This is a genomic window from Isoptericola hypogeus (assembly GCF_039531145.1).
In the GTDB taxonomy this organism is placed as follows: Bacteria; Actinomycetota; Actinomycetes; order Actinomycetales; family Cellulomonadaceae; genus Isoptericola; species Isoptericola hypogeus.
This window is the reverse complement of sequence record NZ_BAAAPM010000003.1, coordinates 322348-345611: the sequence shown is the minus strand read 5'-3', so window position 1 is coordinate 345611 and position 23264 is coordinate 322348. Positions and strand designations below refer to the sequence as shown.

Genomic DNA, 23264 nt, shown 5'->3' with positions numbered 1-23264 from the left:
TCGCGGGTGGGGTGACGAGGGTGCGCAACGTCGTGATGACCGGAGGGACGTCCGGGTTCGGGCTCGTCGCCGCGCGGCGCCTGCTCGCCGAGCCGGGCACGCGCCTGCTGCTCGGCACCCGGGGCTCGCCGGTGCCGGACGGGGCCGGCGGGGTGCCGCTCGACCTCGCCCGCCTGGACGACGTGCGCGCGTTCGCGGTCGCGGTGACCGAGCGCCTCGCGGGGGCGCGGATCGACGCGCTCGTGCTCAATGCCGGGCTGCTGCGTCCGGACGCCGACGGCCGGACGCCGGACGGCTTCGAGACGACGTTCGCCGTGAACCACCTGGCGCACTACCTGCTGCTGCGGCTCCTGGTGGGCCGGCTGGCCCCCGGTGGCGTCGTCGTCCTCACGACGAGCGGCACGCACGACCCGGCGGAGCGTGCCGGGCTCCCCGTGCCGCGGCACGCCGACGCCCGGCTGCTCGCCCACCCGGAGCGCGACGTCCGGGAGCGACCGGGCACCGCGGGACGCCGGGCGTACACGGCGTCCAAGCTGTGCGTCGTGCTGACGGCCCGCGCCCTCGCGTCCTCGCCGGTCGCGCTGGAACGGGGGATCGCGGCCGTCGCGTTCTGCCCCGGTCAGATCCCCGGCACCGGGCTCGTGCGGGACATGCCGCTGCCGCTCCGGGCCGGCTGGCGGCTCCTCGGCGGGCCGCTGCGCGCGCTGAAGCCCGGGGCGGGACGGCGGGCCGACGCGGGCGCGGCGCTGGCCGGGATCGCCCTCGGCGGCCTCCGGCCCCCGCCCTGCGAGAGCTATGCGGCCCTGCGCGGAGGGCGTGTCGTGTGGAAGGAGCCGTCTGTCCTCGCCCGCCGCGACGACGTGGCGCGGCGGCTGTGGGAGGAGAGTGCGGCGCTGGTCGGGCTCGACGCGCGAGCCGGGGGCCGTGCGCCGGCGACCTCGTGGAGCGGACCCCTTGCCCTCGGCGACGGTGTTACGGAATCGTGATCCCGAGGGCCGGGCATTCCCTGTCCCCTGAACCGGGCCCGCGCTATGTTAGCGCTCACAACGCAAGCTCTGCCGGAGGGTCGACGTCGACCCACGGACCGGGATCGACCGGTCGGCCGGCGTCTCGAGGAGGAGAACATGAGCAGGAACTTCCGACGCGCCGGGGCGGCGGTCCTCGCGGCCCTCACGGCGACCGCGCTCGTCGCGTGCAGCAGCGAGCAGGCGCCCCAGGGCGAGGGCGGCGAGGGCGAGAGCGCCGGCTCGAGCACGGACACGATCACGCTCGGCTTCTCGCAGGTCGGCGCCGAGTCCGGCTGGCGGGCCGCCAACACGAAGTCCATCCAGGACACCCTGACCGCGGAGAACGGGTTCGACCTCAAGTTCTCCGACGCGCAGCAGAAGCAGGAGAACCAGATCCAGGCGATCCGGTCGTACATCCAGCAGCAGGTCGACGTGATCGCGTTCTCGCCGGTCGTGGAGACCGGCTGGGACGCCGTGCTCGAGGAGGCGAAGGCCGCGGGCATCCCCGTGATCCTCACCGACCGCGCCGTCGACAGCGAGGACGACACCCTGTACGAGTCCTTCATCGGCTCGGACTTCGTCCTCGAGGGCCAGACGGCCGGCGAGTGGGCCGTCGAGCAGTACGACGGCGAGGGCTACAAGGCCGTCGAGCTGCAGGGCACCACCGGCGCCGCCCCGATGATCGACCGGCAGCAGGGCTTCGCCGACGCGATCGCGGGCAGCGACATCGAGATCATCGACTCCCAGACGGGCAACTTCACCCGGACCGAGGGCAAGCAGGTGATGGAGGGCTTCCTGCAGAAGTACGACGACATCGACCTCGTCTTCGCCCACAACGACGACATGGGCCTGGGCGCGATCGAGGCGATCGAGGCCGCGGGCAAGGTGCCCGGCGAGGACATCAAGATCATCACGGTCGACGCGGTCAAGGACGGCATGCAGGCCCTGGCCGACGGCAAGATCAACTTCATCGTCGAGTGCAACCCCCTGCTCGGCCCGGACCTCGCGGAGATCGCCAAGAAGGTCATCGCCGGCGAGGAGGTCCAGAAGCGCATCGTGGTCGAGGACCAGGCCTTCGACCAGGAAGCCGCCAAGGAGGCGCTGCCCGACCGTCAGTACTGACGGTTCCCGCCGGCCCTCCACGCGAGGGGCGGCCGTCCACCGAGACCCGCGGTGGGCGCGGCGAGCACGTGCCGCGCCCACCGCGTTCCACGGAAGGTCAACGATGACGAGCACTCCCGCCGGCGCGCCGGGCAGCCCGCCGGGCGCCTCCCCGGGCGGCGGCCTCCCCGACGCGGCGCGTCCGGTCGTCGAGATGTCCGGCATCTCGATCGAGTTCCCGGGCGTCAAGGCGCTCGACGGCGTCGACCTGCGGCTCTTCCCGGGCGAGGTGCACGCCCTCATGGGCGAGAACGGCGCCGGGAAGTCCACGCTGATCAAGGCGCTCACGGGCGTCTACGGCATCGACGCGGGCGAGATCCGCGTCGGGGGCGAGGCCAGGCTGTTCTCCGGCCCGGGCGAGGCGCAGGCCGCCGGCGTCGCGACGGTCTACCAGGAGGTCAACCTCTGCGAGAACCTCACCGTCGCGGAGAACATCATGCTCGGCAACGAGCCGCGACGGCTCGGTGCGATCGACTGGCGCCGCACGCGCCGCCAGGCCGCGGAGCACCTGGCCACCATGGGCCTCGACATCGACCCGGCCTCGTCGCTCGGCTCGCACTCCATCGCGGTGCAGCAGCTCGTCGCGATCAGCCGGGCCATGGTCGTCGACGCCAAGGTGCTCATCCTCGACGAGCCCACCTCGAGCCTCGACGCGGACGAGGTGGCGCGGCTCTTCACCGTGGTCCGGCAGCTGCGGGAGCGCGACGTCGCGATCCTGTTCGTCTCGCACTTCATCGAGCAGGTCTACGAGATCTCCGACCGCATGACGGTGCTGCGCAACGGCGCCCGCGTCGGCGAGTACCTCACGGCGGAGATCACTCGGGCCGAGCTGGTCTCGCGGATGATCGGCCGCACGATGGAGGTGCTCGACGACCTGCAGGTGCGCACCGAGCACACCGTGGACGCGGCCCAGGGCCAGGTGCCGTTCGTCCGAGCCGTCGGGCTCGGGCGCCGCGGCGGCGTGCAGCCGTTCGACCTCGACGTGTTCCCGGGCGAGGTGGTGGGCCTCGCCGGCCTGCTCGGGTCCGGGCGCACCGAGCTCGCGCGCCTGCTGGCCGGAGCCGACCGCGCCGACTCGGGCACGGTCGAGGTCAAGGGCGCGCCGGCCCGGTGGCGCACGCCGCGTGGCGCGATCGCGCACAAGATCGCCTTCTCGTCCGAGGACCGCAAGGCCGAGGGCGTCGTCGGCGACCTCACGGTGCGGGAGAACATCGTCCTCGGCATGCAGGCGGAGCGCGGCTGGCTGCGCCGGCTGCCCGGCAGGCAGGTCGACGAGATCGTGGACCGGTACGTGAAGGCGCTGAACATCCGTCCGGCCAACCCCGACGCCCTGCTGCGCAACCTGTCGGGCGGCAACCAGCAGAAGGTGCTGCTCGCCCGGTGGCTCGCCACCGCGCCCGAGCTGCTGCTCCTGGACGAGCCGACCCGCGGCATCGACGTCGGCGCGAAGGCCGAGATCCAGCGCCTCGTCGCCGACCTCGCCGGGCGGGGGATGGCCGTGGTCTTCATCTCAGCCGAGCTGGAGGAGGTGCTGCGCCTCAGCCACCGGGTCGCCGTCATGCGCGACCGCGAGAAGGTCGGCGAGCTGACCAACACCTCGGACTTCGGCATCGACGACGTCGTCGAGCTCATCGCGAGCGGAGGGGACCGCTGATGTCCGCCACCAGCCCGGCGCCCTCGACCGTGACCGCCTCCGGGTGGTTCGGCGAGATGGTGCGGCACCGCCTGTTCTGGCCCCTGTTCGCGCTGGTCGCGCTGCTGGCCGTCAACACCGCCTTCCGGCCCGACTTCCTGGCGGTCTCCGTCCTCGACGGGCACCTCTTCGGCTCGCCGATCGACATCCTGCGCAACTGCGCGCCGCTGATGCTCGTGGCGCTCGGCATGACGCTGGTGATCGCGACCCGCGGCATCGACCTGTCCGTGGGCGCGGTCGTGGCCATCGCCGGCGCGGTCGCGCTGACGTACATCGCCCGCTCCCCGGACCCGGGCTCGGTGACCACCGCGCTGACGGCGATGGGGATCGCGCTGGCGCTGAGCCTCGTGCTCGGCACCTGGAACGGGTTCCTCGTCTCGGTGGTGGGGATCCAGCCGATCATCGCGACCCTCATCCTCATGACCGCGGGCCGCGGCATCGCGATGCTCATCACCCAGGGGCAGATCACCACGGTGACCAGCGCCCCGTTCAAGACGCTCGGCGCCGGGTTCTGGCTCGGGCTGCCCGTGGCCACGCTGGTCGCGTTCGGCGTGTTCGCCCTCGTGGCCGCCCTCACCCGGCGCACCGCGCTGGGCATGCTGGTCGAGTCGGTGGGCATCAACCCGTCGGCGAGCCGGCTGGCAGGCGTCCAGGCGCGCACCATCGTGTGGACCGTCTTCGCGCTGTGCGGGCTGTTCTCCGGGCTGGCGGGGCTCATCCTGGCGTCGAACGTCATGGCGGCCGACGCGAACAACGCCGGGCTGTTCATCGAGCTCGACGCCATCCTCGCCGTCGTGATCGGCGGCACCTCGCTGGCCGGCGGCAAGTTCTCGCTGTCGGGGACGTTCGTCGGCGTCCTGATCATCGCGACGCTGACCCTCACCGTCACCAACCTGGGGATCTCCCCGCTGGTGACGCCCCTGTTCAAGGCGCTGGTGGTCGCCGCGGTGACGCTGGTGCAGTCGCCCGTGGTGCGGCGCAGGCTCGCCGAGAGGTCACGGCGGTCCGCCGCCCGTTCGAAGGTGGTGGCGTGATGACGACGACGACCCCGAAGGGCGCGGCCCGGGCCTCCGGACGCGGCGGCGGTGCGCGGGTGCCCGCGGTCGGCCGGCGGCTGCGGCTCGACCGGCGCTACCTGCCGGTGGTCGGGACGCTCGTGGTCCTCGCGCTGATCCTGGTGGTCGGCGGGGTGCGCTACGACAACTTCCTGTCCGTGGGCGTGCTGGCGAACCTGTTCATCAACAACTCGTTCCTCATCGTGCTCGCCGTGGGCATGACGTTCGTCATCCTCACGGGCGGGATCGACCTGTCGGTCGGCGCCGTGCTGGCGCTGTCGGGGGTGACGGCCGCGTACCTGCTGAACGCGGGGGTGCCGTCGGCGGTGGTCATCCCGCTCGTGGTGCTCATCGGGTCGCTGATCGGGCTCCTGATCGGCACGATGGTGCACGTCTTCGAGGTGCAGCCGTTCATCGCGACGCTCGCCGGGATGTTCTTCGCCCGCGGCCTGTGCTTCCTCATCGCCCCGGAGTCCATCCCGATCACCGACGAGGGCTTCGTCGCCCTCGCCGGCTGGGACACGTGGATCGCCGGGCAGTGGCGGGTGACGTCCAGCGTCGTGATCGCGCTCGTCGTGGTCGCCGTCGCGTTCTACCTGCTGCACTACACCCAGTTCGGCCGCACCGTGTACGCCATCGGCGGCGGGGAGGCCTCGGCGCGGCTCATGGGCCTGCCCGTGACCCGCACCAAGGTGCTCGTCTACGTCATCAGCGGCACCTGCGCCGGCCTGGGCGGGCTGCTGTTCGCGATGTACTCCCGCTCGGGGTACTCGCTGACCGGGGTGGCGATGGAGCTCGACGCCATCGCGGCCGTCGTCATCGGCGGCACCATCCTCACCGGGGGCACGGGCTTCGTGCTCGGCTCCGTGCTGGGCGCGCTCGTGCTCGGTCTGATCCAGACGGTCATCACGTTCGAGGGCACCCTGAGCTCCTGGTGGACCAAGATCGTGATCGGCGGGCTGCTGCTGGTCTTCGTGGTCCTGCAGCGCGTGCTCGCCGTCCGGCGCACCTGACGCACCGGACCTCACCACCCAGGGCGGCCGCGTCGCCGGCGTCGCGGCCGCCCCACCCCGACGTCGCCGGCACGCACCGAGACCGGGCGCTCGACCACCGCACTATGTGAGCGCTCACATGTTTGGCCCTCCCGACTTCTCGACGACGAGAGAGCGAGTCATGGACCGTCACCGCACCACGCCACCGGCACCGTCCGCACCGTCCGCACCGCCGGCCCGACGGCCGGCCGGCCGGCACGCCCGCGGCGCCGTCGCCCTGCTGCTCGCCGTCGCGCTCGTCGCCCTCGCCGGCATCCCGGCCGCCGCGGCGCTTCCCGACCGCGCCGCCGGCTCGGCCGCCCCCGCGCCTGCCCTCGCGGCGGTACCCGCCGCCACGCCGGCCGAGGCCGTCGCGGCCGACGCGGCGGGCGTCGTCGTCCCGCACCTGGACGACGTGCGCGGGAACGTCACGCTGCCGGCCACCGGCGCCGGCGGGTCGGCGCTCGCGTGGACCTCGAGCGACCCCGCCGTGATCGCCCCGACCGGCGAGGTGACGCGCCCCGCGCACGGGGCCGACCCGGTCGCCGTCGACCTCACCGTCACCGCGAGCCTGGACGGCGCGCAGGCCACGCGCAGGTACGCCGCGACCGTGCAGCCCGCGCCGGCCGAGCAGGAGTACGCCGGCTACTTCTTCCCGCACTTCGTCGGGGAGTCGACGGACGACGGCGAGGAGATCTACTTCGCCGCCAGCGAGGGCAACGACGCCGAGCGGTGGGTCTCCCTCAACGACGGCGAGTCCGTGCTCTCCTCGAGCCTGGGCACCGAGGGTCTGCGCGACCCGTTCGTCATCCGCTCGCCCGAGGGCGACCGGTTCTTCCTCATCGCGACCGACCTGCAGATCTACGGGGGCGGGAACTTCGGCGACGCCCAGGAGACCGGCTCGCGGAAGATCATGGTCTGGGAGTCCACCGACCTCGTGCACTGGTCCGACCAGCGCGAGATCGAGCTGGCTCCCGAGAACGCGGGCAACCTCTGGGCGCCCGAGGCGTACTGGGACGAGGCCGGCGGCGAGTACGTCGTGTACTGGGCGTCCGCCCTGTACCCGGAGGACGTCGCGCCCGAGGACCGGGACATCGCCGACTCCTACCAGCGGATGATGTACGCCACGACGCGCGACTTCGTGACCTTCTCCGACCCGCAGGTGTGGATCGACGAGCCGCAGGGCGACGGCCTCGGCATGATCGACTCCACCGTGGCGCGCCAGGGCGACACCTACTACCGCCTCACCAAGGACGAGTCGTACATGGGGATGCGGCAGGAGTCGTCGACCGACCTGCGCCGCACCCAGGGCGTCACCGAGGGCGACGGCTGGGACCTGATCGCCGAGCGCATCGGCTTCGGGCAGCCCAACCCGTGGGGCGGCACCTTCTCCGGTGGCGAGGGCCCGTCGGTCTTCCGCTCCAACTCGGGCGACACCTGGTACCTGCTGCAGGACCAGCCGTCGTACCACGGCGGCCAGGGCTACATGCTCTTCGAGACGGACGACCTCGCGTCGGCCGACTGGACCGCCGTCCCGGACGCCGAGCTCCCCGAGAGCCCGCGGCACGGCACCGTCCTGCCCGTGACGGCCGAGGAGTACCGGGCGCTGCTGGAGACCTACCAGCCCGAGCTGCTCGACGAGGGCGTCACGCTGGACCGCACCGAGGTGCGCCTCGTGCCCGGCGCCAGCGCGACGCTCGAGGCCACGGTGACCCCTGTCGACGCCGCGGACCGGTCCGTCGCGTGGTCGTCCGATGACGAGTCCGTCGCCACGGTCGACGCCGAGGGCACCGTCACGGGCGTGGCCGCCGGCACCGCGACGATCACCGCGACGTCGGCGCACGGCACCGCGACCGCGACGGTCACGGTGGCCGAGCCGACGGCCGCCCCGCTGCCCGACGGCGCGTGGGTCGACCAGTTCGACGGCGACGACCTCGACGCGCGGTGGGGCATCGACCGCGAGGAGGCGTCCGCGTGGTCGCTCGGCGGCGGCGCGCTGACGCTGCAGTCGCAGCCCGGCGACACCTACCAGGGCGACAACACGCACGAGAACGTGTTCCTCGTCGACGTGCCGGCCGGGGACTTCACCGCCCAGACGTCGCTGTCGGCCACGCCGGCCGCCGACTTCCAGGGCGCCGGGATCATCGCCTGGCAGGACGCGGACAACTACGTGCGCGCCGGCCTGACGCACGCGTCGGTCTTCGGCGACCCGCCCGTGGGCATCGAGACCGGCACGGAGACGGGGGCCGTCTACTCGTCCACGTTCGCGCCGCGGGCCGGCTCGACGGGGGAGACCTTGCGCCTGCAGCGCGCCGGCGACGAGCTGACCGTGTCCGTGTGGGACGACGTGGAGTGGACGCAGGTCGCGACCACGACGCTCGACCCCGAGACCACGCAGGTCGGCCTGTACGCGCTCGCGGCGGGCAGCGCGCCCAGCCACGAGGTGGTGTTCGACTACTTCGCGCTCGTGGAGCCGGAGGGCGCCGACGTCGTGCCGGGTGGCGAGTTCACGCTGCAGGGCGCGGACGGGCGGTACCTGGTGGACACTTCGACAGGCTCAGCACACCGCGACGGCGGGCTGGCGCTCGTCACCGAGCGGCCGTTCGCCACGACCAGCCTGGTCGCGACGGAGGTCGACACTTCGACGGGCTCAGTGCACCGCGGCGGGATCACGCTGGCGACGCCGGACGGCGACCCGCTCGTCGCCGACGGCGACCGGCTCACCGTGAGCGCGGCGGGCGGCGAGCCCGCCGTCGTGCGGCTGCGCGACGTGGGCGGCGGCAAGGTCGCGGTGCTGGTCGGCCCTTCGACAGGCTCAGGACAGCGCGACGAGGCGCTGGTCGAGCGCACGGACGGCGCGCTCGTCGTGGGCGACGCGGCCGAGGCCGCACGGCTCGTCGTCGTGCCGGTCGAGGTGACCGAGCACGAGCTGACGATCGACGCCGACGCCGAGCGCACCGACATGAGCGACGACCTGTACGGCGCGTTCTACGAGGACATCAACTACGCGGCCGACGGCGGCCTGTACGCCGAGCTCGTGCGCAACCGGTCGTTCGAGTTCAACTCCTCGGACAACGGCTCGTTCACCGGCCTCACGGGCTGGTCGCAGGTGGGTGGGGGCGACATCGCCGTCGAGAACGAGCGGGGCGAGTGGCTGAACGACTCGAACCGCTACTACCTCACGGTCGACTCGGACGGGTCGACCGGCGTCGCGAACTCCTCGTACAACGAGGGCGTGGCCGTCAAGGGTGGCGAGAGCTACGACGTCTCGCTGTGGGCCCGCACCCCCGTGGCGCAGGACCTCACCGTCCGGGTGGTCTCGGCCGACGGCGCGACGACGTACGCGACCGGGACCGTCGCGGTCGACGGCTCGGACGAGTGGGCGAAGGTCGCCACGACGCTGGCGGTCGAGGGGACCGCGAACGACGCCCGTCTCGAGGTCGTCTCCGGCGCCGCGGGCACGCTGCGCCTGGACATGGTGTCCCTGTTCCCGCAGGACACGTGGGTCGGGCCGGTCAACGGCAGGAGCGTGCTGCGCAAGGACCTCGCGGAGATGGTCGAGGAGCTGGACCCGAAGTTCCTGCGGTTCCCCGGCGGCTGCGTGACCAACGTCGGCACGTTCGACACGTACCTCGAGTCCGACGGCCAGGACCGGCGGCGCACGTACCAGTGGAAGGAGACCGTCGGCCCGGTCGAGGAGCGACCCACCAACTGGAACTTCTGGGGCTACAACCAGTCGTACGGCATCGGGTACCTCGAGTACCTGAAGTGGGCCGAGGACCTGGGCGCCACCCCGCTGCCCGTCGTCTCCGTCGGGGCCAACGGGTGCGGCTCGACCATCCCGGAGATGACCGACGACGAGCGCATCGACCGGTGGGTCCAGGACACCGTGGACCTCATCGAGTTCGCCAAGGGCGGCGTCGACACCGAGTGGGGCGCCGTGCGCGCCGAGCTCGGCCACCCGGAGCCGTTCGACCTGAGGTACATCGGCCTCGGCAACGAGGAGAACACCGACACGTTCCAGGCGAACTTCCCGCGCTTCCGCGACGCCGTCGCCGCGGCCTGGCCCGACGTGGAGATCATCAGCAACTCCGGCCCCGACGACACGGGCGCCCGGTTCGACGAGCTGTGGGAGTTCAACCGCGAGCAGGGCGTCGACATGGTCGACGAGCACTACTACAACGACCCGTCGTGGTTCCTGCAGAACGACGAGCGGTACGACTCCTACGACCGCGAGGGCCCGCACGTCTTCCTCGGCGAGTACGCGTCGCGCGGCAACACGTTCGGCAACGCGCTCGCCGAGGCGGCGTACATGACGGGGCTGGAGCGCAACTCCGACCTCGTCGAGCTCGCCTCGTACGCGCCGATGTTCGCCAACGAGGACTACGTGCAGTGGTCGCCGGACATGATGTGGTTCGACAACGACGAGGTCTGGGGCTCGGTGAACTACTGGAACCAGCAACTGTTCATGAACAACGTCGGCGACCAGGTGGTGCCGAGCACGCACTCGGGCCCGCCGGCGGCGGGGAACGGGACGCTCGACGGCGGCGTCTTCCTGTCCACCTGGGCCACCCGGGCGGCGTACGACGACGTCACGGTCACGGACAACGCGACCGGCGAGGAGCTGTTCTCGGACGACTTCTCGGGCGATGCGTCGCAGTGGGAGCCGGTCGGCGGCGAGTGGGCCGTGACCGGCGGAGAGTACGTGCAGTCCGGGACGGTCACCGACGCGCGGAGCGTGCCCACCGGCGCCTACGACGTCGACTGGTCGGACTACACGCTGGAGCTGGACGCCCGGAAGGTCTCCGGCAACGAGGGCTTCCTCGTCGGCTTCGCCGCCGGCGGCGCGAACGACTACTACTGGTGGAACCTCGGCGGGTGGAACAACACCCGCTCGGTCCTGCAGCGTGCGTCGGGCGGCTCGGCGAACGAGGTGAAGGCGGTCGAGGGGCACGCGATCGAGACCGGTCGCGACTACCACGTGAAGGTGGTCGTGGAGGGTCGCACGATCGAGCTGTACCTCGACGGCGAGCTGCAGCTGACCTACACGGAGCCCGCCGAGAAGTCGCTGTACCAGGTCGTCACGCACGAAGACGACACGGGCGAGCTCATCGTCAAGGTCGTCAACCCGGGCGCGACGACCGCGCGCACCGACGTCGCGGTGACCGGCGGGTTCGCCGTCGACGACCGGGTGGCCGTCACCGAGATGGTGGCCGACCCGTCGGCGACCAACACGAAGGCCGACCCGACCAACGTCGTGCCGGTCGAGCGCACGTGGGACGGGGGAGCGAGCGAGTTCACCTACGACTTCCCGGCCCACTCCGTGACCTTCCTCCGGCTGGCGGAGGCGGAGGCGGGGCCGGCGGCCTGGGACACGCAGGCCACGTACACCGCCGGCGACCGGGTGTCGCACGACGGCGCGGTGTGGGAGGCGACCTGGTGGACGAGGAACCAGACGCCCGGCGCGTCGGTGTGGGGCCCGTGGCAGGAGATCGCCGAGGCCGCCGACGGCACCGTGGTGTGGACGCCGTCGCGGATCTTCGTCGCCGGCGACGTCGTCATCACCCACGACGGGAGGACGTACACCGCGCGGTGGTGGACCAGGAACCAGGAACCGGGCGACCCGCACGGGCCCTGGACGCCGACCACCTGACCCACCTTCCACCGCGTCCGAACACGGGGTTGGCGTCGCAATCCGGCCGGATTGCGACGCCAACCCCGTGTTCGGACGCGGTGGAAGGGGTGCGGAAGGTGGCCCGCGAGCGGTCCACGGGGACGGCGTGTGCGGCAGGGTTGCCCACGAAACGGCCGGTTTGCCTGCTCCGCAAGGGCCTGCAAGTGGCGCAAGCCATTTGCGTGAAGAGGTGTACCCTCGAGCCATGTCGAGACGACTGGCCGACGTGGCCGCCAAGGTGGGCGTGAGCGAGGCGACGGTCAGCCGGGTGCTCAACGGCAAGCCCGGGGTGTCGCCGGCGACGCGCGACGCGGTGCTCACGGCGCTCGACGTGCTCGGCTACGAACGGCCCACCAAGCTGCGCGGCGACCGGCCGCGGCTCGTGGGCCTGGTGCTGCCGGAGCTGGCCAACCCGATCTTCCCGGCGTTCGCCGAGGTGGTCGGCGGGGCGCTCGCGCAGCAGGGGTTCACGCCGGTGCTGTGCACGCGGACCGCGGGCGGGATCTCGGAGGCCGAGTACATCGACCTACTGCTGGGCCAGCAGGTGTCGGGCGTCATCTTCGCCGGCGGCTTCTACGCCGAGCGGGACGCCGACCACGCCCACTACGAGCGCCTCGAGGCGCTGAACCTGCCGGTCGTGCTCATCAACGCGTCGATCGAGAGCCTCGACTTCCCGCACGTGTCCTGCGACGACCTGGTCGCCACGCAACAGGCGCTCGAGCACCTGGTGTCGATGGGCCACGAGCGGATCGGCCTGCTGCTGGGCCCCGAGGACCACGTGCCGAGCGAGCGCAAGCTGGCCGCGGCCCGCGGCTTCTCCGAGCGGCACGGGCTCGCGCCCCTGGAGGTCGCGCACAGCCAGTACTCGCTGGAGAGCGGGCAGGCGGCGACGAACCGCCTGCTCGAGGCCGGAGTGACGGCGATCCTGTGCGCCTCCGACCCGCTGGCGCTGGGCGCGATCCGGGCCGTGCGCCGGGCCGGCCTCGAGGTGCCGCGGGACGTGTCGGTCGTCGGTTACGACGACTCCGCGCTGATGAACTCCACCGACCCGGCGCTGACCACGGTGCGCCAGCCCATCGACGCGATGGGGCGCGCCGCCGTCGACCTGCTGGCGAACATGATCGCCGGCGGCTCCGTCTCGCGCGACGAGCTGCTGTTCGAGCCGGAGCTCGTCGTCCGCCGCTCGACGGCGGCGGCGCCGCGGGCCGCGTCCGCCTGAGGCCGCCCCTTCCGGACCGGCCGCCTCGGCCGGTCCTTCGTCGTGCCCAACCCATGCTGTGTCGCAGTTCGATAACGGTCCTGTCGAGTTCTTGCGTCGCAGGTGTGGTGTCGTTACGGTCCTGATCATCGACGACGATGCGAAGGAGGCTCACCGGTGAGCGACGGTCCAGACGCCGAGTGGTGGCGCAGCGCGGTGATCTATCAGGTCTACCCGCGGTCGTTCGCCGACGGGAACGGCGACGGCACGGGCGACCTCGCCGGTGTCCGGCAGCACCTGCCGTACCTCCGCGACCTGGGGGTCGACGCGATCTGGTTCACCCCCTGGTACGCGTCCCCGCTCGCGGACGGCGGCTACGACGTCGCCGACTACCGCGCGATCGACCCCGCGTTCGGCACCCTCGCCGAGGCCGAGGCGCTCATCGCCGAGGCCCGGGAGCTCGGGATCCGCACGATCGTCGACGTCGTGCCGAACCATGTGTCGTCCGAGCACCGCTGGTTCCGCGAGGCGCTCGCCGCCGCCCCGGGCTCGCCGGAGCGCGACCGGTTCTGGTTCGCCGACGGCAAGGGGCCGGACGGCGACGAGATGCCCACGCGCTGGGTCTCGAGCTTCCAGGGCGAGGTCTGGACCCGGACGACGAACCCCGACGGCACGCCGGGCCAGTGGTACCTGCACCTGTTCACGCCCGAGCAGCCGGACCTCAACTGGGACCACCCGGACGTGCGCCGCGAGCACGAGGACGTGCTGCGGTTCTGGTTCGACCGCGGCGCGGCGGGCATCCGCATCGACTCCGCGGCCCTGCCGGTCAAGGACCCGGCGCTGCCGGAGATCCCGGACACGTGGGGGCCGGGGGAGCACCCGCACCTGGACCGCGACGGGCTGCACGACGTCTACCGGGCGTGGCGCGCCGTCGCGGACGCCTACGACGAGCCGCGCGTCCTCGTCGGCGAGATCTGGCTGCCCGACCCCGAGCGGTTCGCGCAGTACCTGCGCCCCGACGAGATGCACACCGCCTTCAACTTCGACTTCATGACGCGCCCCTGGGACGCCAAGGAGCTGCGCGAGGCGATCCGGTCTACGCTCGAGGCGCACGCGCCGGTGGGCGCGCCGCCCACCTGGGTGCTGTCGAACCACGACGTCACGCGCCCGGTCACCCGGTACGGCCGCCAGGACAGCTCGTTCGAGTTCGCCCGCAAGAGGTTCGGCACGCCGACCGACCTCGACCTCGGCCGGCGCCGCGCGCGGGCCGCGGCCCTGCTCACCGGCGCCCTGCCCGGGTCGCTGTACCTGTACCAGGGCGACGAGCTCGGGCTGCCCGAGGCCGACGTGCCGCCGGGTGCGATCCAGGACCCGATGCACTTCCGTTCGGGCGGCGTCGACCCCGGTCGCGACGGCTGCCGCGTGCCCCTGCCGTGGGCGCGCTCGGGCGCGTCGTTCGGCTTCGGACCCGACGACGGCGCCCCGCCCTGGCTCCCGCAGCCCGCCGGCTGGGGCGACCTGTCGGTCGAGGCGCAGGACGGCGACCCGGGCTCGATGCTCGCCCTGTACCGCCGGATGCTCGCCGTCCGCCGCGCGGAGCCGGCGCTGCACGGCGACGGGCTCGCGTGGGTCGACCTGCCCGGCGCGGGCGACGACGTCCTCGCCTTCGTCCGCGGGTCCTCCGGCGGCGGCCCCGACGGCGGCCCCGGCGGCGGCCCCGACGGCGGCCGCGCCGTCGGGTGCGTCGTCAACCTCGGCGCCGACGCGGTCGCGCTGCCGGCCGGCGCCGAGATCCTGCTGACCAGCGCGCCGCCTTCCGAGCCCCTGGAGGGCGTTCTGCCCCCCGACACCGCGGTCTGGTACCACGCCCGACCGGCCCGACCCATCCCGAGCAGTTCCTGACCAAGGAGTGACGATGAAGTCATCACGCCGCAAGATCGCCCTCGTGCTCGCCGGAGCGACGGCGCTCGGCACCGTCGCCGCGTGTTCCGGCGGCGAGGAGCCCGAGGACGCCGCCACGAGCGCCGGGGGAAAGGTCACGCTCAGCGTGGTCTCCCTGCTGCCCGGCTCCACGGAGGAGGCCATCAAGGCCTTCGAGGACCAGGTCGCCGAGTTCGAGGCGGCCAACCCGGACATCGACGTCGAGCCCGAGGAGTACGAGTGGAAGGCGACGACGTTCGCCGCCCAGCTCGCCGGCGGCACCCTGCCGGACGTCTTCGAGATCCCGTTCACCGACGCGCAGGGCCTGGTCGAGAACGGCCAGCTCGCTGACATGGACGCCCAGTTCAGGTCGCTGGCGTACGCCGACAAGTTCAACCCGACGATCCTCGAGGCCGGCACCGGTGAGGACGGGCACGTCTACGCCATCCCGGCGAAGAACGCGTACCCCGTGGCGCTGCACTACAACCGCCAGCTCTTCGAGTCGGCAGGGCTCGACCCCGACCAGCCGCCCACCACGTGGGACGAGGTCCGCGAGTACGCGAAGCAGATCGCCGACGCCAACCCGGGCGTCGCCGGCTACGCCACGATGACGCAGAACAACACCGGCGGCTGGCAGCTGACGGCGCAGACCGCGTCGCGCGGCGGACGCACCGTCGAGGTCGACGCCGAGCAGAAGGCCACGGCCACCCTCGACAACGCGGGCACGAAGGAGACCCTCGAGTTCCTCCGCAGCCTGCGCTGGGACGACAACTCCATGGGCGGCAACTTCCTGCTCGACTGGGGCACGATCAACCAGGAGTTCGCGGCGGGACAGGTGGGCATGTTCACCTCCGGCTCGGACATCTACACCTCGCTGGTGCAGACCAACGCCGTCGACCCGAAGATGTACGGTCTCGCGCCGATCCCGCTCGACGACTCGCCCGAGGCGGCGACCCTCGCCGGCGGCACCCTCGCCGGGGTGCCGGCCAACGCCGACGACGCGGTGAAGGACGCCGCCGTCCAGTGGATCGACTTCTTCTACCTCAGCAAGCTGGTCGACGAGGACCGTGCGGTCGCCGACGCGAAGACCCTCGCTGCCAACGAGCAGCCCGTGGGCACGCCCGTCCTGCCGATGTTCTCCGAGGAGCAGTACCAGGAGAACCAGGAGTGGATCGCGGAGTACATCAACGTCCCCATGGACCAGATGACGGCGTTCACCGACGCGATGTTCGAGCTCCCGCTCGTCGGGGAGCCGTCGCAGAAGACCCAGGAGGTCTACGCGCTGCTCGACCCGGTCGTCCAGGCGGTGCTGACCGACGAGAACGCGGACATCGACGCCCTGCTCTCGGACGCGAACTCCCAGGCCCAGGCCCTGCTCGACCAGGGCTGAGCCGCACCGGCCGGGCCGCCGTTCGCGGCCCGGCCCACCGGTCCACCGATCCCCGGCGGCGGCGCAGGTGCCGCCGCCGGGGACCGCCGCACTCGCCGAAGGATGTCCTGTGAGCACGACCGCCGCCCCGCCGAGGAGCGGGGACGCCGTCCCTGCCCGGCCCGCCGTGGGGCGTCGCCGTCCCCGCCGCAGCCCCGCGACCTGGCTGCGCGGCGGAGGGCTGAGCAACCTGATCTTCCTGCTGCCGCTGCTCGTCGTCTTCGGCGTCTTCTCGTGGTTCCCGATCGTGCGCGCCGTGATCATGAGCGTCCAGGAGACGAACCTCGTCACCGAACCGGTCTTCGTCGGGCTCGACAACTTCCGGCAGGTGCTCGCCGACCCCCTCCTGTGGAAGGCGGTCCGGAACACGCTCTACTTCGCGTTCCTCGCGCTGGTCATCGGGTACCCGGTACCGCTCGTGGCGGCGGTGCTCATGCGCGAGGTCCGTCGGGCGCGCGGGGTCTACTCCGCCCTCGCGTACCTGCCGGTCGTGGTCCCGCCGGTCGTCGCGGTGCTGCTGTGGAAGTTCTTCTACAAGGGCAGCCCCACCGGCGTCTTCAACACGATCCTCGGCTGGCCAGGTCTTGGCCCGTACCCCTGGCTGCAGGACGCGTCGTGGGCGATGCCCTCGCTCGTGCTCGCCGCCACCTGGGCCGGGGCCGGCGGCACGGTGATCATCTACCTCGCCGCGCTGACGAGCGTGCCGGCCGAGCTCTACGACGCGGCCGAGGTGGACGGCGCGGGGCTCTGGCGCAAGGTCTGGCACGTCACGCTCCCGCAGCTGCGCGGGATCCTGTTCATCACGCTGATCCTGCAGATCATCGGCACCGCGCAGGTGTTCCTCGAGCCCTACCTCTTCACCGGGGGCGGGCCGAACAACGCGACGGTGACCGTCCTGCTGCTCATCTACCGGTACGCGTTCCAGAACAGCCTCGGCGGCGACTACGGCGCCGCCACGGCGCTGTCGCTCATGCTCGCGCTCGTCCTCGCGATCTTCTCGGTCCTCTACTTCCGGCTCACCCGGTCCTGGAGCACGTCATGACCCTGTCGCCCACCAACGGCGTGCCCGGCGGCGCCCCCGCCGTGACCGCCGAAGCCGCGGCCGACGGCGCGCCCGGCACGACGGCTCCCGGCCCTTCCGGGGCGTCCGGGTCGTCGCCCGGTGCGTCGTCGGCCGGCTCGCCACGAGCACGCCCACGGCGAGCGACTCCTGACCTCGGCGCCGACCGCGGGGCGCTCTCCGAGTCGGACTGGCACCGGCCGTCAGTGCGGTGGGGGATGGGCGGCACGCACGTGCTGCTGCTCGTGCTGCTGGTGGTCGTGGGCCTCGGCCCCATGCTCCTGCTGGCGAAGTTCGCGGTGACCCCCACCCAGGACATCCTGCGCACCCCGATGGCGGTCTTCCCGAACGGCATCGAGTGGGCGAACCTCGAGCGGGCCTGGAACGACGTCGAGATCAGTCGCTACTTCCTCAACACGATCTGGCTGGCCCTGGGCTCGTGGGCGGTGCAGATCGTCGTGGCGACGACCGGCGGCTACGCGCTGTCGGTGCTGCGGCCGCGATTCGGCAGGGTCGTGCAGGCGATGGTGCTCTCGACGATGTTCGTCCCCGCCGTGGTGCTGCTCGTGCCGCTCTACCTGACGGTCCTCGACCCGCCCTTGCTGGGACGGTCCCTCATCGACAGCTTCTGGGCGGTGTGGCTCCCGGCCGGCGCGAGCGCCTTCAACGTGCTGCTCGTGCAACGCTTCTTCGACAACCTGCCGCGCGAGGTCTTCGAGGCTGCGCGCGTCGACGGGGCCGGCCCGTACCGGCTGTTCTGGTCGATCGTGCTACCGATGTCGAGGCCGATCCTCGGCGTCGTGTCCGTCTTCGCGGTGATCGCGGCCTGGAAGGACTTCCTGTGGCCGCTGCTCGTGCTCAAGGACCCGGCGATCCAGCCCCTGTCGGTGCGGCTCCCGTCGATCGAGGCCTCTACGGACCTCGGCGTGTTCCTCGCGGCGCTCGCGATCTCCACCCTCATCCCCGTTGCCGTCTTCCTGCTCTTCCAGCGCACGTTCCTGCGCGGTGCCGGCCTCGGGGGAGCGGTCAAGGGCTGAGTGGTCGAGCCCGCCATCACCTGACGAGCGCCGTCGTCCTCTCGGCCTGCATCACCCTGGACGTGCCTGGAGGAGACGTTCGCCAGTCGTCGCCGGATCGATCGAACAGGCTGGGCCGTCAGACCCCGGCCCGTTCTCGCGACGTCCGCGCCAGCTGTTCGACGAGGTCGTCCGGGATCGGCCTGCGCGGCGAGAAGGTGATGCCGGTCTTGGTCGCCTTGAGGCCGGCGGCTGCGATCTCCTCGGCATGCTCGGCGATGGCGCCCGGAAGGACATACAGCCCGCACTGCTTGCTGAACGCCGCGAAGCTCGCGACGACCGAGCCGCCGATGCTGAACCCCGGCATGTCGTAGGCGACGATCTCGTCGGCTTCCGGCAGGACGCGGGACAGAAGCATGCGCACGTTCGTCAGCGCGGGCCGAAATGCCTCGGGTGCCGCGGCGATGTAGGCGTCGTGGTCGGCGATCGTCCTCATGGCTTGACCCGCTCCTGATTCCTCGTCGTTGCCAAGATCTTCGCTCACTCCCGCCTCACGTCAACTTCCTTGCCCGGCCAGCTCTCGCCCAGCTTGGCGACGAGGAAGGTCCGCCAAGGAACCCTTCGGCGCGTGGCCCATGATTCGGGTCGGCCGTCACGCGTCGAGCGACCGCTGCGCGGGAATCGATCGGAGGTGGACCGCGGTCGTCAGCGCAGTGCCGCCAGCATCGCCCCCGCCGTCGCGGCGGCGAGAGCGACGAGCACCAGCGTCGGCAGGCGCTGCCAGAACGATCTCTTCACGCCGTCATCCCCTTCCCCGGTCCGGCCCGCTGCGGTCCTCGTCCTGCTCGTCCTCGCGCTCGTCCTGCTCGTCGTCCTGCTGGTCCTGCTCCTCGTCGAGCTCGTCGTCCTGCTGGTCCTGCTCCTCGTCGAGCTCGTCCTCCTGCTGATCCTGCTGCTGGTCCTGCTCGTCCTCCAGCCGTTCCCGCTCGGCCTCGGACGGCGGCCCGGCGGCGCTGAACCAGGCGAACCCGCCGATCCCGGCCACGACGGCGACGCCGAGTCCCTCCAGGACGCCGCGCCGCGCGGGGCCGGGATCGGCGGTGGAGGGGCCTTCCGGCGTGCTGCCGTGGGCGGCGGGTTCGTCGTCGGGCGCCGTCACCACGTGCTCCCGGAGAAGTACCACAGCGCCGACGTCGACCAGACGAGCGCGAGCAGGGCGATCACGAGCCCGCCCAGCACCGGCAGCACGACGGGCGGCAGGCCGCGCACGCGCAGGGCGAGCATCTTGACCGTGAACACGCCGTAGAACAGGCAGCCTGCGACGGAGTGCACCAGGACGCGAGTGGGCTCGTCCTCGAACCCGATGGACCAGACGCAGGCGAAGGCGACCGGCAGCGTCAGTCCGAACGCGGCGACGCCGCTCCACCGGTGCACCAGGGCGACCCAGCCGGGGGCGCTCCGCACGCCGGGCAGCCGGCCGTACATCGCCAGCGCGGAGACGAGCTGGACCAGGAGGAGGGCGGCCGCGCCGGTGGCCAGCCACGCCTTCATCTCCAGCATGCTGGAGAACCAGAGGGTCAGCAGGGCGGCGTCGTCGCCGGGATGGGCGTCCGCGTACGCGCCGAGCGCGGCGACCACGGCCACGCCGGCCGCGGTCGCGGCGCCCAGCGCCCAGCGCCACGTCGCGCGGGGGCTCGAGGGGGTCTCGCCCATGTCAGCACAGTGCCGGGTCCGGCCGGCACCGGCCACCGGACACGCCGCGCCGACCATGTGGTTCCGCCCGCACGAACAGGCGGTACCTCCGGGATTCGTGCACCGAATCCCGGAGGTACCGCATGTTCGGCAGGCCGGGCCGGGCGTCAGGCGCGGGCGAAGGTGCCCCCGAAGGCCGTCCACGACTCGGGGGCGAGGCGCAGCGTCGTCGTGCCGCCCGCGGCCGGGGCCACGGCGGACGCGACGTCGACGGCGGACCAGCAGGCCTCGGCGACCTTGGCGGCGTGGTCGGGGCCCTCGACGGCGGGCACGTGGTCGGCGACCATCTGCCAACCCTCCGTCAGGCGCAGCGCGGCGCCGACGTGCGCCAGCTCGACCTCGACGACCTGGTCCGACCGGTTGGTGACGAACAGACCGAGGGTGCCGTCGTCGTCGACCGTGGCCGCGGCGGTGACCACCGGGGCGTCGCCGTGGCGGCTGGTCGGGAACGACGGCGCCTCGACCCGGACGTCGAGGGCCTCGCCGCGCGCGAGGCGGGCCGTCGTCGCGAACGGATGGAAGGTGGGCTGGCGCCAGGCCTCCCCGCCCGGCTCCGTCATGATCGGCGCGATGACGTTGACGAGCTGCGCGAGGCACGCGACCGGCACGCGGTCGGCGTGGTTGAGCAGCGTCACCAGGAGGTCGCCCACGACGACGGCGTCGAGCCCGGAGTACACGTCCTCGATGATGCGCGGCGCGTCGCGCTGGATCGGCAGGTTGGCCTCGCCCGGGAAGCGGGACTCGAGGTACCAGACGTTCCACTCGTCGAAGCTGATGGTGATCCTCTTGTCGCTGCGGCGCTCCGCGCCGACCGCGTCGGCCGAGGCGACGACGCGGTCGATGAACCGGTCCATCGCGGTCCCCGACGCGAGGAACGACGCGCGGTCGCCGTCCAGCTCCTCGTAGTAGGCGTGCATGGAGACGTGGTCGACCAGGTCGTACGTGTACGACAGGACGGTGCGCTCCCACTCGCCGAACGTGGGCATCTGCATCGACGACGAGCCGCACACCACGAGCGAGATCGACGGGTCGACGAGCTTCATCGCCTTCCCGGCCTCGGCGGCGAGCTTGCCGTACTCGTGCGCGTCCTTGTGGCCGATCTGCCACGGCCCGTCCATCTCGTTGCCGAGGCACCAGAGGTGCACGCCGTAGGGCTTGACCCGGCCGTTCGCGATGCGCAGGTCGGCCCAGCGGGTGCCGGCCTCGCCGTTGCAGTACTCGACCAGGGCGGCCGCGGCCGCGACGCCGCGCGTGCCGAGGTTGACCGCCATCATCGGCTCGACGCCCTCGCGCTCGGCCCACTGCAGGAACTCGTCCGTGCCGACGAGGTTCGGCTCGACGGTCCGCCATGCGAGGTCGAGGAACGGCTTGCGCTCCTCGACCGGGCCGACGGCGTCCTCCCACACGTAGTTGGAGACGAAGTTGCCGCCGGGGTAGCGCACCATGCTCACGCCGAGCTCGCGGGTCAGGTCGGCGACGTCGCGCCGGAAGCCGTGGGAGTCGGCGGTCGCGTGGCCCGGCTCGTAGATGCCGGTGTACACGGCGCGCCCCAGGTGCTCGACGAACGAGCCGAAGAGGCGGCGGTCGACGGCGCCTCGGCGGAAGTCGGGGTGCAGGGTGACCCGCGCGCGGGGGGCGGGACGGGGGTGGGCGCTGGCCTCGGGCATGGATGTCTCACGTTCCTCGTCGAAGTGTTCCGAGGCGGCGATGCCTCGATATACAACGATGTAGAGTCAATCACGACGAGCGGCGCCCGCACCAGTCGACGGCGTGGTGACCCAGGCTTGCGGCGGGGCGTCACGGGTTTGGTGATCCACGCCACCCCGTGTTCCACTGTCCGGCGTTACATCGTTGAAGATGTTCGGCGCGGGGTCAGGACGGTCTGACCGCCTCGCCGGCTCGAGGAGGATTCCGCATGCGCTTCAGCACGCGACGCGCCCTCGCGGTCATGGCGTCGGGCCTGGTAGGTCTGTCGGTCGCGGCGTGCGCGCCGGGCGAGGGCGCCGGGGCGAGCAGCACCAGCTGCACGAACGAGATCGCGAAGCCGGACGCCACCCGCGTCACGCTCTGGGCCTGGTACCCGGCCGTCGAGCAGATCGTCGACCGGTTCAACGCCGAGCACGACGACGTCCAGGTCTGCTGGACCAACGCCGGCCAGGGTGCCGACGAGTACGGCAAGTTCTCCACCGCCCTCGAGGCAGGCACCGGTGCGCCGGACGTCATCCAGCTCGAGTCCGAGATCCTGCCGACCTACACGATCCTCGACGGCCTGACCGACCTCGCCCCCTTCGGCGCCGGCGACCTGGCGGACGAGTTCCCGGCGGGCGCGTGGTCGGACGTCTCCGACGGCGACGCCGTGCACGCGGTCCCCGTCGACGGCGGCCCCGTCGGCATGCTGTACCGCGCCGACATCTTCTCCAAGTACGGCGTCGAGCCGCCGACCACCTGGGACGAGTTCGCCCAGGCGGCCCAGGACCTGCGCGACGCCGGCTACGCCGGCTTCATCACCAACTACGCGACCAACGGGGGGGCGTTCAACTACGCCCTGTTCGCGCAGGCCGGCTGGGCCCCGTTCGACTACGACAGCTCGCGCCCGGCCGAGATCGGCATCGACGTCGACACGCCGGCGGCCCGCAAGGTCCTGTCCTACTGGGAGGACCTCGTCGACCGCGGGCTCGTGTCCAGCGACGACGCCTTCACCAGCGACTACAACACCTCCCTGGTGGACGGGACGTACGCCGTCTACATCGCCGCGGCCTGGGGCCCGGGCTACCTCGAGGGGCTCTCGGACGCCGACTCGGGCGCCGAGTGGAGGGCCGCGCCCCTGCCGCAGTGGGACCCCGCCAACCCGGTGCAGGTGAACCAGGGCGGCTCGGCGCTCGCCGTCACCTCGCAGGCCACCGACCCCGAGGCCGCCGCCACCGTCGCGACGGAGCTGTTCGACGACACCGAGACGTGGCACGTCGGCGTCGAGGAGGCCGGCCTCTTCCCGCTGTGGAACCTCGCCTTGGAGGCGGACTGGTTCACCGGCCGGCGGTACCCGTTCTTCGGGGGCCAGCAGGTGAACCGGGACGTCTTCCTCGACGCGGCCGCGCAGTACCCCGGGTTCACGTTCAGCCCGTTCCAGGTCTACGCCTACGACCGTCAGACCATGGCGCTGTACGACATGGTCGAGGGCCCGGCGACGGCCGCCGACGCGCTGGCCACCGTCCAGGACGGCCTGGTGCGCTACGCCGAGCAGCAGGGCTTCACGGTCCGATGACCTCCG

General features: G+C 72.2%; 16 protein-coding genes. 12 read left to right on the top strand and 4 right to left on the bottom strand.

Translation table 11 applies throughout. The annotated features are described in order from the left end of the window. The first annotated feature begins 35 nt into the window (after positions 1-35). The 11 genes from ABD254_RS03880 (at position 36) to ABD254_RS03830 (ending at position 18265) form a co-directional block, all read left to right on the top strand. Complete coding sequence (locus ABD254_RS03880; RefSeq protein ID WP_344245843.1) at positions 36-986, top strand: SDR family NAD(P)-dependent oxidoreductase; 951 nt, start codon at positions 36-38, stop codon at positions 984-986. 138 nt (positions 987-1124) lie between these two features. Continuing rightward, positions 1125-2129, top strand: a complete 1005-nt coding sequence (locus ABD254_RS03875) for an ABC transporter substrate-binding protein (RefSeq protein WP_344245841.1) — start codon at positions 1125-1127, stop codon at positions 2127-2129. Positions 2130-2322: 193 nt separating this feature from the next. After that, positions 2323-3822 (top strand): sugar ABC transporter ATP-binding protein, encoded by a 1500-nt coding sequence (locus ABD254_RS03870; RefSeq protein ID WP_344248484.1) that lies wholly within the window; start codon positions 2323-2325, stop codon positions 3820-3822. Then, positions 3822-4895, top strand: a complete 1074-nt coding sequence (locus tag ABD254_RS03865) for an ABC transporter permease (RefSeq protein ID WP_344245839.1) — start codon at positions 3822-3824, stop codon at positions 4893-4895. Before ABD254_RS03870 ends, ABD254_RS03865 begins: the two co-directional genes overlap by 1 nt. Then, positions 4895-5929, top strand: a complete 1035-nt coding sequence (gene yjfF, locus ABD254_RS03860; RefSeq protein ID WP_344245837.1) for a galactofuranose ABC transporter, permease protein YjfF — start codon at positions 4895-4897, stop codon at positions 5927-5929. Before ABD254_RS03865 ends, yjfF begins: the two co-directional genes overlap by 1 nt. Before the next feature lie 160 nt (positions 5930-6089). After that, a complete protein-coding gene (locus tag ABD254_RS03855; RefSeq protein ID WP_344245835.1) occupies positions 6090-11600 on the top strand; it encodes an alpha-L-arabinofuranosidase C-terminal domain-containing protein in 5511 nt (1836 codons plus the stop codon). A gap of 226 nt (positions 11601-11826) precedes the next feature. Then, positions 11827-12840 (top strand): LacI family DNA-binding transcriptional regulator, encoded by a 1014-nt coding sequence (locus tag ABD254_RS03850; protein ID WP_344245833.1) that lies wholly within the window; start codon positions 11827-11829, stop codon positions 12838-12840. A 156-nt stretch (positions 12841-12996) separates the two neighbouring features. Beyond that, positions 12997-14721, top strand: a complete 1725-nt coding sequence (locus tag ABD254_RS03845) for a glycoside hydrolase family 13 protein (RefSeq protein ID WP_344245831.1) — start codon at positions 12997-12999, stop codon at positions 14719-14721. A gap of 13 nt (positions 14722-14734) precedes the next feature. After that, entirely contained in the window at positions 14735-16129 is a 1395-nt protein-coding gene (locus ABD254_RS03840) for an ABC transporter substrate-binding protein (RefSeq protein WP_344245829.1), read from the top strand. Between the two features lie 166 nt (positions 16130-16295). Beyond that, on the top strand, positions 16296-17210 hold the full coding sequence (locus ABD254_RS03835) for a carbohydrate ABC transporter permease (protein ID WP_344248483.1): 915 nt from the start codon (positions 16296-16298) through the stop codon (positions 17208-17210). Further along, positions 17207-18265, top strand: coding sequence for a carbohydrate ABC transporter permease (locus ABD254_RS03830; protein WP_344245827.1), 1059 nt, complete (start codon positions 17207-17209; stop codon positions 18263-18265). Before ABD254_RS03835 ends, ABD254_RS03830 begins: the two co-directional genes overlap by 4 nt. 118 nt (positions 18266-18383) lie before the next feature. Here ABD254_RS03830 and ABD254_RS03825 read toward each other — a convergent pair whose 3' ends face one another. From ABD254_RS03825 to arfA, 4 genes are all read right to left on the bottom strand, one after another. Further along, positions 18384-18740, bottom strand: coding sequence for an iron chaperone (locus ABD254_RS03825; RefSeq protein ID WP_344245825.1), 357 nt, complete (start codon positions 18738-18740; stop codon positions 18384-18386). Between the two features lie 306 nt (positions 18741-19046). Next, positions 19047-19403 carry a hypothetical protein gene (locus ABD254_RS03820; protein ID WP_344245823.1) on the bottom strand — a complete coding sequence of 119 codons (357 nt, stop codon included), beginning with the start codon at positions 19401-19403 and terminating at the stop codon, positions 19047-19049. Next, positions 19400-19957 (bottom strand): DUF6529 family protein, encoded by a 558-nt coding sequence (locus ABD254_RS03815; protein ID WP_344245821.1) that lies wholly within the window; start codon positions 19955-19957, stop codon positions 19400-19402. Before ABD254_RS03815 ends, ABD254_RS03820 begins: the two co-directional genes overlap by 4 nt. Before the next feature lie 146 nt (positions 19958-20103). Beyond that, on the bottom strand, positions 20104-21663 hold the full coding sequence (gene arfA, locus ABD254_RS03810) for an arabinosylfuranosidase ArfA (RefSeq protein ID WP_344245819.1): 1560 nt from the start codon (positions 21661-21663) through the stop codon (positions 20104-20106). Between the two features lie 248 nt (positions 21664-21911). Here arfA and ABD254_RS03805 point away from each other — a divergent pair, with 248 nt between their 5' ends. Then, complete coding sequence (locus tag ABD254_RS03805; protein ID WP_344245817.1) at positions 21912-23258, top strand: ABC transporter substrate-binding protein; 1347 nt, start codon at positions 21912-21914, stop codon at positions 23256-23258. Positions 23259-23264 lie beyond the last annotated feature (6 nt).